The sequence below is a fragment of the Amycolatopsis stemonae genome (assembly GCF_054781455.1).
In genome coordinates, this window is record NZ_BAAGUJ010000003.1 from 458308 (window position 1) to 471313 (window position 13006).

Annotated in this window: 13 protein-coding genes; 6 read left to right on the forward strand and 7 right to left on the reverse strand. The window is 71.9% G+C overall.

What is annotated here, in order from left to right:
- The first annotated feature begins 9 nt into the window (after positions 1-9).
- Positions 10-915: a pseudouridine-5'-phosphate glycosidase gene (locus ACYVLJ_RS13925; RefSeq protein ID WP_460438905.1), complete on the forward strand. Its 906-nt coding sequence runs from the start codon at positions 10-12 to the stop codon at positions 913-915.
- A gap of 73 nt (positions 916-988) precedes the next feature.
- Positions 989-1861, forward strand: a complete 873-nt coding sequence (locus ACYVLJ_RS13930) for a carbohydrate kinase family protein (protein ID WP_460438906.1) — start codon at positions 989-991, stop codon at positions 1859-1861.
- On the opposite strand, the gene ACYVLJ_RS13935 is transcribed toward ACYVLJ_RS13930, so the two are convergent.
- The gene (locus tag ACYVLJ_RS13935) at positions 1858-2193 is read right to left on the reverse strand and encodes a DUF3099 domain-containing protein (RefSeq protein ID WP_451974287.1); all 336 of its coding nucleotides are present in this window, start codon (positions 2191-2193) and stop codon (positions 1858-1860) included. The two genes, ACYVLJ_RS13930 and ACYVLJ_RS13935, sit on opposite strands and share 4 nt — an antisense overlap.
- A gap of 17 nt (positions 2194-2210) precedes the next feature.
- Entirely contained in the window at positions 2211-3476 is a 1266-nt protein-coding gene (locus tag ACYVLJ_RS13940; RefSeq protein ID WP_460438907.1) for an amidohydrolase, read from the reverse strand.
- Between the two features lie 28 nt (positions 3477-3504).
- Between ACYVLJ_RS13940 and ACYVLJ_RS13945 the strand changes: the two genes are divergently transcribed.
- The 4 genes from ACYVLJ_RS13945 (at position 3505) to ACYVLJ_RS13960 (ending at position 9085) form a co-directional block, all read left to right on the forward strand.
- The gene (locus ACYVLJ_RS13945; RefSeq protein ID WP_460438908.1) at positions 3505-5007 is read left to right on the forward strand and encodes a DUF7782 domain-containing protein; all 1503 of its coding nucleotides are present in this window, start codon (positions 3505-3507) and stop codon (positions 5005-5007) included.
- Positions 5004-5429 (forward strand): D-aminoacyl-tRNA deacylase, encoded by a 426-nt coding sequence (gene dtd / locus ACYVLJ_RS13950; RefSeq protein ID WP_451973496.1) that lies wholly within the window; start codon positions 5004-5006, stop codon positions 5427-5429. Before ACYVLJ_RS13945 ends, dtd begins: the two co-directional genes overlap by 4 nt.
- A gap of 288 nt (positions 5430-5717) precedes the next feature.
- The gene (locus tag ACYVLJ_RS13955) at positions 5718-6749 is read left to right on the forward strand and encodes a sigma-70 family RNA polymerase sigma factor (protein ID WP_451973498.1); all 1032 of its coding nucleotides are present in this window, start codon (positions 5718-5720) and stop codon (positions 6747-6749) included.
- Positions 6750-7429: 680 nt separating this feature from the next.
- Positions 7430-9085, forward strand: a complete 1656-nt coding sequence (locus tag ACYVLJ_RS13960) for a fumarate hydratase (protein WP_460438909.1) — start codon at positions 7430-7432, stop codon at positions 9083-9085.
- Positions 9086-9142: 57 nt separating this feature from the next.
- Here ACYVLJ_RS13960 and ACYVLJ_RS13965 read toward each other — a convergent pair whose 3' ends face one another.
- From ACYVLJ_RS13965 to ACYVLJ_RS13985, 5 genes are all read right to left on the reverse strand, one after another.
- Entirely contained in the window at positions 9143-9802 is a 660-nt protein-coding gene (locus ACYVLJ_RS13965; protein ID WP_451973502.1) for an RlpA-like double-psi beta-barrel domain-containing protein, read from the reverse strand.
- Between the two features lie 84 nt (positions 9803-9886).
- Entirely contained in the window at positions 9887-11284 is a 1398-nt protein-coding gene (locus ACYVLJ_RS13970; RefSeq protein WP_451973503.1) for an MFS transporter, read from the reverse strand.
- 67 nt (positions 11285-11351) lie between these two features.
- A complete protein-coding gene (locus ACYVLJ_RS13975; RefSeq protein WP_451973505.1) occupies positions 11352-11789 on the reverse strand; it encodes an SRPBCC family protein in 438 nt (145 codons plus the stop codon).
- Positions 11790-11812: 23 nt separating this feature from the next.
- A complete protein-coding gene (locus tag ACYVLJ_RS13980) occupies positions 11813-12310 on the reverse strand; it encodes a hypothetical protein (protein ID WP_460438910.1) in 498 nt (165 codons plus the stop codon).
- Between the two features lie 163 nt (positions 12311-12473).
- Entirely contained in the window at positions 12474-12977 is a 504-nt protein-coding gene (locus tag ACYVLJ_RS13985) for a hypothetical protein (protein WP_451973507.1), read from the reverse strand.
- Positions 12978-13006 lie beyond the last annotated feature (29 nt).

Below are 13006 nucleotides of genomic sequence, written 5' to 3' on the forward strand. Positions count from 1 at the left end.
TGGTCCCTCGTGACCACCCCACTCCACCTGCACGAAGAGATCGCCGCGGCGCTGCGTGACGGGCACCCCGTCGTCGCGCTGGAGAGCACCATCCTGTCCCACGGCCTGCCGCCGGGCCGCAACCTCGACGTCGCCCGCCGCCTCGAGCGCGTCGTGCGCGACGGCGGTGCCGTCCCGGCCACCATCGCGGTGCTCGACGGCCGCGTCGTCGTCGGCCTCTCCCCCGCCGAGCTCGAGCGCGTCTGCGCGCCGGACGCCGGGCTGGACAAGCTGTCGCTGCGCGACCTGGGCCCGGCCGTCGGCCTCGGCCGCTCGGGCGCGACGACCGTGGCGAGCACGTCGGCGCTGGCCGCCGCCGCGGGAATCGGGATGTTCGCCACCGGCGGGCTCGGCGGGGTGCACGTCGGTGCGGCGCAGAGCTGGGACGTCAGCGCGGACCTCGGCGTGCTGGCGAAGGTGCCGACCGTCGTCGTCTGCTCCGGTGTGAAGTCGGTGCTCGACATCCCGGCGACCCTCGAGGTGCTGGAGACGAACTCGGTGCCGGTGCTGGGCTACCGCACCGACGACTTCCCGGCGTTCTACCTGCGCTCGTCCGGGCACGCCGTCGGCTGGCGGGTCGACGACCCGAAGCAGGCCGCCGCGGTGGTCGCCGCGCACCGCGCGTACGCGGATTCCGGTGTCCTGCTGGCGAACCCGATCCCCGAAGCGTCCGAAATGGACAGGGCACTGCACGACCGGCTGCTCGCCGAGGGCCTCGCCCTGGTGGCGGAGCAGGGCGTGCACGGCGCCGACGTGACGCCCGTCCTGCTGGAGCACTTCCACACGGCGAGCGACGGCGTGAGCATCGACGCGAACGAGGCTCTGGTGCTGAACAACGCGAAGCTGGCTGCCGAAGTGGCGGTGGCGCTGGCATGAGTGAGCCTGCGAACGAATCATCCAACACAGCGCTCGCCGGTCAGGCCGCGCCGAGCGTCAGCGAGGTCGGCGCATGAACGGGATCGTGGTGGTCGGGGACGCGGCCCTGGACGTGATCGCCCGGCACGACAAGCCGTTGCCGCACGGCGGTGACGCCCGGGCGAAGATCCGGTTCACCGGCGGCGGCTCGGGTGCGAACACCGCGCTGTGGCTGCGTTCGCTCGGCGCGGAGACGACGCTGGTCGCGCGGATCGGCGACGACCCGGGCGGCCGGCTGATCCGGGCGGAGCTGGAGGCGGCGGGCGTGCGCTGCGCGTTCGCGGTCGACGCCGAGGCGCCGACGTGCTGCGTCGTGGTGATGGTCGACGCCTCCGGGCAGCGCAGCATGCTCGCCGACCGCGGCGCGAACCAGCGGTTCGCGCCCGAAGACGTCACCCCGGAAGCCCTGTCCGGCGCGCGCCACCTGCACCTGTCCGGGTACGTCCTGCTCGACCCGCCGTCGCGGGCGGCCGGGCTGGCCGCATTGGCCGTGGCTCGCGAGCTGGGGCTGACGACGTCGGTCGACCCACAGGCCGCGGCGCACATCACCGACCCGGCCGCGTTCCTCGACGACGTCCGCGGCACCGACCTGCTGATGCCGAACACCGAGGAGCTGGTGGCCCTGACCGGCTCCGCGGACCCGGCGTCGGCCAAGGAACTGCTGGGCACGGTCGGCGCGGTGGTCGTGACGGCCGGCCTGGAGGGCGCCAGCTGGGTCGATCAGGGCGGCGTGACGAGCGTGCCCGCGGTCGAGGCGGAGTGCCTCGACTCGACCGGCGCGGGGGACGCGTTCGACGCCGGCGTGCTCACCGGCTGGCTGGCCGGGGAGTCCACTGTGGACGTTCTGCGGCACGGCACCCGGCTGGGCGCGCTGGCCGTCGGGAAGGTGGGCCCGCAGCCCGGCTAACCGTCGATGACGTGGTGGTTGCCGCCTTCGATCGCCTTCGCCTCGCGCTGGTACCGCGAGACGTTCTCGGACTTGCGGGGCGGGCGGTCGTTGGCGATCAGCACCGCGATCCACGGCAGCGGCACCGAGATCGCGAGGAAACCCAGCGCCAGCCACCAGGTGTGGTAGGTCAGCCCGGCGAGGATCAGGCACGGGATCCGGCAGGCCATCATGATCACGTACTTGCGCTTGCGGGCGGCGAACTGCTCTTCGTACGACGGGGCCGCCCCGGTGATCAGCACCGGGTCCGAGTCCTTGGCGGGCGTGGTCACTGCACCACCTCCGCCGTCCATCGTCCCACCGGCACGGCTCACGCGTCACCTGGGTGAGCGAATCGGCTCACCGCGGCGGCGACCAGGGTTTCGATGCCGGTGCGCAGGGTCGGGTGCAGGATCGGGGCGAAGCGCGGCGAGTGGTTGGACGGGATGTCGCGCTCGAACCGGCCTTCGGTCATCGCCGTGATGACCGTCTCCGGGTCGAAGCCGCCGACCAGCCAGAACACCGACGGGACGCCGGCGGCGCGGCCGAACTCGCTGAAGTCCTCGCTGCCGGTGACCAGCGGGGCCGGCAGCACGACGTCGGCGCCGAAGTGGCCGCGGAAGACCTCGGTGAGCGCGTCGTTCGCCGCTTCGTCGTTCTCCGTGACCGGGTAGGCGCCCGAGCGGACGATCTCCGGCGGCTTCGGCGCGCCGGCCGTGGCCGCCTCGCCGTTCACGATCCGCTCGACCGCGGCCAGCACGCGTTCGCGGACGGCCTGGTCGAAGGACCGGATGTTGACCTCGAGCACGGCGTCGTCGGCGATCACGTTGCTCGCCGTGCCGACGTGCAGGGAGCCGACGGTGACCACGGCCGAGTCGGTCGCGGCGATCTCGCGCGAGACGATCGTCTGCAGCTTGAGCACCACCGACGCGGCCAGCACGGCCGGGTCGACCGTCGTCTCCGGGCGCGAGCCGTGCCCGCCGCGGCCGTGGAGGGTGATGCGCAGCGTGTCGGTCGCGGCCATGATCACGCCGGGCCGGGTGAGCACCCAGCCGGCCGGGCCGGGCACCAGGTGCTGGCCGAACACGACGTCCGGTTTGCCCGCGACGTTGAACAGCCCGTCCCGGACCATCCGCGCCGCGCCGCCCGCGCTCTCCTCGCCGGGCTGGAACACCACGAGCAGCGTCCCGGACCAGGTGTCGCGCCCCTTCGCGAGCAGCGCGGCCGCGCCGGAGAGCCACGTGGCGTGCATGTCGTGCCCGCAGGCGTGCATCACCGGGACGTCGTTCCCCTGGGCGTCCGTGCCGCGGGCGGTGCTGGCGTAGGACAGCCCGGTCTTCTCCTCGACCGGCAGCGCGTCGATGTCGGCGCGCAGCTGCACCACCGGGCCCTCGCCGTTGCGCAGCACGCCCAGCACCCCGGTGCCGGCGATGCCGGTGTGCACCTCGTAGCCGTCCTGCTCGAGCCGCCGGGCCAGCTCGGCGGCCGTCCGCGTTTCGGCGAACGACAGCTCGGGGTGGCGGTGCAGGTCGATGTACAGCGCTTCGAGCTCGGGCAGCGCCGCGTCGAGCGGGGCGAGGACGTCGTCAAGGGTCACAGGGGCCATCGTGGCAGCATTACCCACCGTGAGCACGCGAAGCGTACTGCCCGACCTGTCCGAAGACGTCTGCGCGCGGCTGCGCGAGGCCTTCCGGCGCACCTCCTACGACGCCGACGGCGTGGTGGCCGCCCTCGGCGGGGCCGCGCACGCGGCGCTCGGCCGCGGTGAGCCGGTGCCCGCCGAGCGCGAGAGCCGGGACGCGGGCGACCTCGGCACGCTGATCCGGCTGTTCCTGCTCGGCGGGACCGAGCCGGAGACGGCGGTCAAGGCCGCCTTCGCGCCGCTTTCCCCCGAGGACGCCGTCGCCGCGGGAGTGCTCTCGGAGGTCCAGGACGGCTACCGCGCGGCGCTCGACATCCGGCCGCACGGCGACGACGAGGGTTCCTGGTGGGTCGTGTCCGACCTCGACGCCGACGTGCTGGGCCGGACCGTGCCCGAAGACCACGTGCTCGGCGTCGGGCACGCGTCGCTGTCGCTGATCCGCGCGACCAGCCGCCGGCCCGTGGGCACCCTGCTCGACCTGGGCACCGGCAACGGCGTCCAGGCGCTGCACGCGACCCGGCACGCCCAGCGCGTGACCGCGACCGACGTCTCGGAACGGGCGCTCGCGCTGGCTGCGGCGACGTTCCGGCTGAACGAGCTCGACGTCGAACTGGTGCGTGGCGAGTGGTTCGGCCCGGTCGCGCGCCGGAAGTTCGACCAGGTCGTCTGCAACCCGCCGTTCGTGGTCGGCCCGGCCCGGGTGGACTACACCTACCGCGACTCCGGCCTGGCCGGCGACGACGCGAGCGCGCTGGTCGTGCGGCAGCTGCCGGGGTTCCTCAACGACGGCGGCGTCGGCCAGCTGCTGGCCTCCTGGCTGCACACCGGCACCGAGGACTGGGCCGACCGGGTGAGCCGCTGGCTGCCCGCCGAGACCGACGCCTGGTTCGTCCAGCGCGACGTCGCCGATCCGGCGCTCTACGTCGGCACCTGGCTGCGTGACGCGGGTCTCGACCCGCGCTCGCCGGAGGGCCGGGCGAAGGCGGCGGCATGGCTCGACTGGTTAGCGGCGAACGACGTCCGGGGCATCGGCTTCGGCTTCGTCACCCTCCGCCGGGCCGCCGGGCGGACCCCGACGGTGGTGTGCGAAGACCTGCGCCAGGCCTACGACGACCCGCTGGGCCCGGAGGCGGCGAACTGGCTCGACCGCGTCGAATGGCTGCGCGAATCCGGCGATTCCCTCCTGTATGTCCGTTTTGTGGTGCCGGACACGGTTCTGCTGGAAAGCGTCGAGGAACCGGGCGACGAAGGCTGGACCACGCAGATCCGGCGGCTGCACCGCACCGACGGGCCGGGCTGGCAGCACGAGGTCGACGACCTCGCCGCGCGCCTGCTCGCGGGGTGTCGTGGCGCACTGCCGCTGGAGGACCTGATCGAGCTCCTCGCGTTCTCCCAAGGGCTCGATGCCGCGGAGCTGGCCGCCACCGCGCTGCCCGTCGTCCGCGAGCTCGTCCGGCACGGCATGCTCGTCCCGGCGGGCCGGTGAGGGCCGTCGCGGCCCGCGTCACCCGGGCGGACGTCACCGTCGCGGGTGAGGTCGTCGGGGCGATCGACGAGCCGGGTTTGCTTGTGCTGCTGGGAATCCACGCGGACGACGACGCGGCGAAGGCCGTGACGATGGCGCGCAAATTGCACGAGCTGCGCGTGCTGCGTGACGAGGAATCATGCGCCACGGCGAATGCACCACTGCTCGTGGTGAGCCAGTTCACCCTCTACGGAGACACGAAGAAAGGGCGCCGGCCGTCGTGGACGCAGGCCGCCCGGCCGGAGCTCGCCGAGCCGTTGGTGGACGCCGTCGTGGCCGAGCTGCGCGGCCGCGGCGCCACCGTCGCGACGGGCCGTTTCGGGGCGATGATGGCGGTCTCGAGCGTCAACGACGGTCCGTTCACGGTTCTCGTAGAGGTCTAGACCACCGCGTCCCGGTTCACGCCTTGACCCGATTCACATCGGATTCTCAGGTTTCCCGGCCCCCGGAGGTTCTCAGCAAAAGCTCAGCAATGGTCGAGCAACCGGAGCGCCCCGGCAGCCGTCTCCTTTTCAGGCGAGCCGGGAACGTTTTGGAAACCCGGAGCGTTGTGCCAGATGTCCAGCCAAGCCGGCCGGACCGGCGTACCGGGTTCCACAGGCCCCGGTCGCGGGTACGCACCCGGTGGACGAACCGCAGCAGCACGTTCAGCCCGTGACCGGGGAGGCAGAATGTCAGTCCAGACTCTCGAACGCGAGTCGCGCGGGATTCGCGAGCGCATCCCGGCTCAGACGTCCGAGGAGCCGCCCGTGAGCGTGGGGGCGCTCACCGACGCCGACCTCGACGCCCAGAGCCCCGCCGCCGACCTCGTGCGCGTCTACCTCAACGGCATCGGCAAGACGGCCCTGCTGTCCGCGGCCGACGAGGTCGAGCTCGCCAAGCGCATCGAAGCCGGCGTCTTCGCCCAGCACATGCTGGACACCGGGGAGAACCTCACCCCGAAGCGCCGCAAGGAGCTGTCCGCCCTGGTCCGCGACGGCCACGTGGCCAAGAACCACCTGCTGGAGGCCAACCTCCGCCTGGTGGTCTCGCTCGCCAAGCGCTACACCGGCCGGGGGATGCCGCTGCTCGACCTGATCCAGGAGGGGAACCTGGGCCTGATCCGCGCGGTGGAGAAGTTCGACTACTCCAAGGGGTTCAAGTTCTCGACCTACGCGACCTGGTGGATCCGCCAGGCCATCACCCGGGGGATGGCCGACCAGGGCCGCACCATCCGGCTCCCGGTCCACCTGGTGGAGCAGGTCAACAAGCTGGCCCGCATCAAGCGCGACCTGCACCAGCAGCTCGGGCGCGACGCGACGCACGAGGAGCTGGCGGCCGAGTCGGGCATCCCGGCCCACAAGATCTCGGACCTGCTCGACCACTCGCGCGACCCGGTAAGCCTCGACATGCCGGTCGGCACGGAGGAGGACGCCCCGCTCGGTGACTTCATCGAGGACTCGGAGGCGACCGACGCCGAGAGCGCCGTGATCTCGGGCCTGCTCCAGGATGACCTGCGCCGCGTCCTCGCGACGCTGGACGACCGCGAGCAGCACGTGATCCGCCTGCGCTACGGCCTCGACGACGGCCAGCCCCGCACGCTCGACCAGATCGGCAAGCACTTCGGGCTCTCCCGCGAGCGCGTCCGCCAGATCGAGCGCGAGGTCATGTCGAAGCTCCGCCAGGGCGAGCGCGCGGACCGTCTCCGCGCCTACGCCAGCTAGCCAGAGACGAAACGAGGGCGGGTGCGCATGGGCGCACCCGCCCTCGTTTTTGCGCGCGCCCGTGTGCGCAGAGCGACGACCTGGGCTTACGCAGAGGTCGAAAATTTTCCACGAAGAAGGCGTTTCACCGCAGCCCGACGCGGGTAGCAACCCCTCGCCAGCACCCGCCCGGCGACGTCGACCCATGACCTGCGTCACGCGGCCCCCAGTGCCGGCGCAGGCCTCGCAACCGGATGTGCACGCATCCGGAAGCTTTCCCCGGGAGGTCGGGTCCGTCGGGGTGGACCCGGCCTCCCGACCACTCCAGCGAACGCACGCCAGAAGGCGGCACACGCGCGCACCCCGTCAGCGGCAGCGACCCACCGCGCACCCCACCAAGCGGCAGCGACCCGACCCACCAGCGCCCCCGCCAAGCCAGCCCTCCCCGCAACCCCGATCCGAAGCCAGAACACGGCCGGCGGTGCCGGGTCAAGGCACGCTTTCCCGCCTTGACGCGGTACCGCCGGCCGTAGTCACAATCAGACTTCGGGGTTGCCGGGACTCACCGAGCGGATCCACCGGGCCACCGGCCGAACACAGCGCCCACGTGGGGTGGCCCACAGTGACCGGACGCCTCTGCCCGGTACCCGGACAGCGTGCGTAGGGTGGACCGATCCCGGAGCTGGCAAAGGAGCCTGGCAGTGCCGTCCACCACCACGTTTCAGCACACCGAAGTCCTCCCGCTGGGCAAGGACACCACCACCGAGTACCGGCTGGTCACCGCCGAGGGCGTCGAGACCGTCGAAGCCGCCGGGCGGACCTTCCTGAAGATCGAGCCGGAAGCGCTCACCACCCTCGCGCGCACCGCCATCACCGACATCCAGCACCTGTTGCGCACGTCACACCTGCAGCAGCTGCGGGCGATCGTCGACGACCCCGAGGCGTCCGGCAACGACCGGTTCGTCGCCATGGACCTCCTGCGCAACGCCGCCATCTCCGCCGGGGGCGTCCTCCCCATGTGCCAGGACACCGGGACCGCCATCGTCATCGGCAAGCGCGGCGAAGGCGTCCTCACCGGCGGTGACGACGAGCGCGCGCTCTCGCAGGGCATCTTCGACGCCTACCAGCAGCTGAACCTGCGGTACTCGCAGATGGCGCCGGTGAACTTCTGGGACGAGCGCAACACCGGCACCAACCTCCCGGCGCAGATCGAGCTGTACCACAAAGAGGGCGACCCGTCCTACGAGTTCCTGTTCATGGCCAAGGGCGGCGGCAGCGCCAACAAGACGTTCCTCTACCAAGAGACCAAAGCGGTCCTGAACCCGAAGCGGCTCGCCCGGTTCCTCGACGAGAAGCTGCGCAGCCTCGGCACCGCGGCCTGCCCGCCGTACCACCTGGCGATCGTCGTCGGCGGGATGTCGGCCGAGTTCAACCTCAAGGTCGCGAAGCTGGCCTCCGCGCGTTACCTCGACAACCTCCCCGCCGAAGGCTCCGAGCTCGGCCACGCCTTCCGCGACCAGGACCTCGAGCAGCAGGTGCTGGAGATGACCCGGCAGTTCGGCATCGGCGCGCAGTTCGGCGGCAAGTACTTCTGCCACGACGTCCGCGTCATCCGGCTCCCCCGCCACGGCGCGTCCTGCCCGGTCGGCATCGCCGTGAGCTGCTCCGCCGACCGCCAGGCCAAGGCCAAGATCACCGCCGACGGCGTGTTCATCGAGCAGCTCGAGCGCGACCCGGCCCGCTTCCTCCCCGACGTCACCGAGGAGGACCTCTCCGACGACGTCGTGAACGTCGACCTCAACCGGCCGATGGCCGAGATCCGCGCGCAGCTCTCGCAGCTGCCGGTCAAGACGCGGCTTTCGCTCACCGGGCCGCTGGTCGTCGCCCGCGACATCGCGCACGCGAAGATCGCCGAGCGCCTCGACGCCGGCGAGGAGATGCCGGACTACCTGAAGAACCACCCGGTGTACTACGCCGGGCCGGCGAAGACGCCGGAGGGCTACGCGTCCGGCTCGTTCGGGCCGACGACGGCCGGGCGGATGGACTCCTACGTCGAGCAGTTCCAGGCCGCCGGCGGCTCACTCGTCATGCTGGCCAAGGGGAACCGCTCGAAGCAGGTCACCGACGCCTGCCAGGCGCACGGCGGGTTCTACCTCGGCTCGATCGGCGGCCCGGCCGCGCGCCTGGCGCAGGACTGCATCAAGAAGGTCGACGTCCTCGAGTACGCCGAACTCGGCATGGAAGCCGTCTGGAAGATCGAGGTCGAGGACTTCCCGGCGTTCATCGTCATCGACGACAAGGGCAACGACTTCTTCGCCAGCACCGGCGACCCGGTCCTGCAGATCAGCTTCCGTTAGCCCGCAAGGGAAGGGGACACCGGCCCGCCACCGGTGTCCCCCACCTTCCCTGCTCCCTCAGCCGACGCGCTCGATCCGCGCCCGCCGGATGAGGAACTTTCCGGGCTCCCGGACCTGTTCGAAGGCCGCGTTGTTGAGCAGCACGCAGCTGCCCGACACCGACGTCACCGCCACCGTGGTGGACTTCGAGTTGTCCAGGTTGGTCACCTTCAGCTTGGTCCCGGCCGGGAACTGGTTGCTCGACGCGGCCGGCGCGCCACCTTCGCCCGAGAGTGTCACGGTCGAACCGTTGCACACGACATCACCGGTCTGGCCGGCGTTCGCCTGGTTCTGCTGCGCGGGCGCCTGCTGCGCCGGGGCCTGCTGGGCCGGAGCTTGCTGGGCCGGGGCCTGCGCGGCCTGGCCGTTGTTCGCGACGACGTTCGCCGTGCAGCCCGCGACCTGCCGCCGCTGCTGGATCAGGTTGACCACCGCCTGCCGGTTGGCGATCCTCGCGGCCGACTGCGCGTCCGGGTTCGCCTGCTGGCCGGCGATGAAGTTCAGGTTGTTCTGCAGGGCGGTGTCGAGCCCGCCGCAGTTCTCCTTGGGCGCTTCGGCCGCGTTGCCCGCGGGACTGCTCAGCGCGATGGCGGTCGCGGTGATGCCGGAAACACCCAGCAACGCCGCCAGACCGACGGTCGCCTGCTTGCGGTGCCGACCACTGCTCAACCGGGGCATGTGCCCCTCCTCTCTGATCACCACCTCAACCATGGATACGGCTCGGTAACTGCGGCGGTTCACCGGGATTCGGAGCAGTTTCGACTAGTTCGACCGGGCGTGGTCCGGACCATTGACCCGCTCGGCGGTCGCCAGGGCCCAGCGCGTCGTGGTGGCGAGCCCGAGGAGGAACACCAGGACGCCACAGCCCGCGACGATCACCCACACCGCCTGGCCGGTGCCCGGCGGCGTCCCCGGGGACGCCGCGACGACCGCGCCGATCACCGCCACCCCCAGCGACGTCCCCACCTGGCGGCTGGTCGAGGCGACCGCCGCCGCGAGGCCCGCGCGCTCACGCGGCATCCCGGACACCGCCGCGTTCGTGATCGGCGCGTTGAGCAGGCCGTAACCGACGCCGAAGCACACGTAACCCGTCACCACCAGCGAAAGCGGCGTTTCCGGGCCGATCCCCGCGAGCACGAACCCGGCCGCCGCGATCCCCGCGCCGGCCACCAGCAACGGCAGCCGGGGCCCGCGCGAGCCGACCATGCGGCCCGACAGCGGCGCGCCCACCGCGGTCAGCACGGCCATCGGCAGCGTCAGCAACCCGGCGTGCAGCACGGAAAACCCGCGTGTCTCCTGCAGGTACAACGTGGTGAGGAACAGGAACCCCGACAGCGCCGCGAACCCGGCGACCGCGGTGAGCGTCGCCCCCGAGAACGGCACACTGCGGAAGAACCTCAGTTCCAGCAACGGATCCCGGCGCCGGCGTTCGTAGCGCAGCAGGACCGCCAGCGCCACCGCGGCGATCGCGAAGCAGCCGACCATCACCGGCGCGCCCGAACCGCGGCCTTCGATGATCCCGTACGTCAGCGAAGCGAGCAGGACGATCACCAGCAGCTGCCCCACCGCGTCGGGCCGGCGCGGGTGCGGGGCGCGGGACTCCGGGACGAACAGGGCCGTCAGCACGATCGCGGCCACGCCGACCGGGACGTTGATCCAGAAGATCGAGCGCCAGCCGGCCCAGTCGACGAGCACGCCGCCGAGCACCGGCCCCACGGCCAGGCTCAGGCCGTTCACCCCGGCCCAGACGCCGATCGCGCGGCTGCGCTCGCGGGGCTCGGTGAAGACGTTCGCGACGATCGACAGCGCGACCGGGTTGAGCATCGACCCGCCGATCGCCTGCAGCGCGCGGAACGCGACGAGCAGCCCGACGTTCGGCGCGACCCCGCACAGCAGCGAGCCGAGGCTGAACAGGGCGAGCCCGGTCTGGAACGTCCGGCGCCTGCCGATCCGGTCGGCCGTCGAGCCGGAGAGCATGAGCAGGCTCGCCAGCACGAGCGTGTACGCGTCGATCGTCCACTGCAGACTCGAGACCGACGCGCCGAACTCGTGCCGGATCGACGGCAGGGCGAGGTTCACGATCGTGTTGTCGAGCCCGACGATGAACAGGCTCAGGCAGCAGATGGCCAGGACCACCCGCCGCCGCACCGGCTGCGGCACCGCATCCCCACTATTAGTTGCACGGACAATATTAAGCACTGTACAACTAATTTCGGGTGGGCCCACGTCAGGCCGGGAACAGCTCCGTGAGCCGTGCCAGGGTCTTCTCGATGCCTTCGGCGTTCTTGCGCGGGAACGGGCTGAGGCTGATGGCCAGCGGGAACTTCGCCGTCGACCAGTCGAAGGTCTCGGTGACTTCGGTGCGGCCGTCGTCGAGGGGCTCGAGGCGCCAGCGCCACCGGTGCCCGTTGAAGTGCCGCCAGGCGATCAGGCGGCCTTCCTCGAACTCGACCACGGTGTTGAGGATCTTGTACGACGCGCCCAGCTTCATGTCCATGCCGAACTTGGCGCCGAGCACGAGCCGGTCCGGGCCGCCCGGCTGGGCGGCCCGGACCGTTCCGGATCCGTCGATGAGCGGGTGCTGGGCCGGATCGGCGAGGAGCCCGAAGATCTTCTCCGGGGTCGTGGCGACGATCGCGGTGCGTGAGACCTGGCGGCTTCCCATCACCCGAGCCTAGGGCAGGGCGATCACTTCGGCGGCGTGGTCTTCAGCACGACCGTGCGCTGGTCCAGCGGCGCGGCCAGCGCGACCGAGATCACCGGGTACCGGATGTCCATGGTGCACATCTGGCCGGTCTGCGCCTTGGTCTCGCTCAGGTTGACGACGACGTGGTCGCCGGCCTGCTCGGCCGCTTCGCCGAGCGCGTGACCGCAGCCGCCCTCCTGGGCGCGGATGTTGAGGACCGTGCCGCCGTTGGCCGTCCACACCTCGTGCGGGTAGTTCTTCGGCAAAGCGGCGGCGTCGATCTTGTCCGGCGGCACCGGGACGCTGCCCTCGGGCACGGTCAGCCGGGGTTTGCCCGGCGGGTTCGCCGACGGCGAGGTCGGCAGCACCGACTCGCTCGGCGGCGCCGACGGACCGGTGCTCGGTGCCGCGGAGGTTCCCCCGGCGGCCGGTTGGCTGGTGGACATCTCCTGGCCGGCGCAGGCCGTCGCCATCAGCAGGATCGCGCCTGTCCCGGCCACCTTCGCTAAGTACCTCATGTCCCCGAAGACGGAACGCGGGTGCCGCGCGGTTGCACCGAAGATCGATTCGCCCCGCCACTTTTCCGTGGAACGGGCGCGGACGTGGTCTGGGAGGGCGGCCCCGGGCAACCCGGGGACGCCCTCCCAGCGTCGGTGGTGGTCCTCAGCCCTGCCGGAGCACGACCGTCCGCGACCCGAGGGGCGCGGTCAGGGGCAGCGGGATGCTGACGTCCTTGATGTAGTCCGGGCACATCTGGCCCTTCTTCGCCGTCGTCATCGCGACCAGCACGACGACCTGCTGCGCCGTCTGGTCGCCGACGTGGGCCGAGACCTTGCGGCACCCGCCCTCCTCGGCCTGCAGCGTCAGCGTCCTGCCGTCGGTGCTGCGGACCAGGCTGCGCGGGAAGCCCTCCGGCAGCCCGCGCGCGTCGACCTGCGACTCCGCGATGACGTCGTCGCCCGGGGCGATGCCCTGCGTCGGGCGGCCGACCGTCTGCGACGGCGGCGGCGCGGCCGTCGGCGACCCCGGTGATCCCGGCGCCGCCGAGGCCGACGTCGTCGGTGTTCCCGGCCCGGTGCTGCCCGGCGCGGCCGGCGCGCCCGCGGAACCGGCCCCGCAGGCGGTCAGCGTGAGCAGCAGCAGGCCCGTACCCAGCAATGTGCGCATACCTGCAGGACGGAGCGGACGCCCGTCGG

Excerpts from the sequence above, each read along its gene's own strand:
- ACYVLJ_RS13930 (WP_460438906.1), top strand. The coding sequence starts at position 989 with ATGAACGGGATCGTGGTGGTCGGGGACGCGGCCCTGGACGTGATCGCC.
- ACYVLJ_RS13935 (WP_451974287.1), bottom strand. The coding sequence starts at position 2,193 with ATGGACGGCGGAGGTGGTGCAGTGACCACGCCCGCCAAGGACTCGGAC.
- ACYVLJ_RS13955 (WP_451973498.1), top strand. The coding sequence starts at position 5,718 with ATGTCAGTCCAGACTCTCGAACGCGAGTCGCGCGGGATTCGCGAGCGC.
- ACYVLJ_RS13965 (WP_451973502.1), bottom strand. The coding sequence starts at position 9,802 with ATGCCCCGGTTGAGCAGTGGTCGGCACCGCAAGCAGGCGACCGTCGGT.
- ACYVLJ_RS13975 (WP_451973505.1), bottom strand. The coding sequence starts at position 11,789 with ATGGGAAGCCGCCAGGTCTCACGCACCGCGATCGTCGCCACGACCCCG.
- ACYVLJ_RS13985 (WP_451973507.1), bottom strand. The coding sequence starts at position 12,977 with ATGCGCACATTGCTGGGTACGGGCCTGCTGCTGCTCACGCTGACCGCC.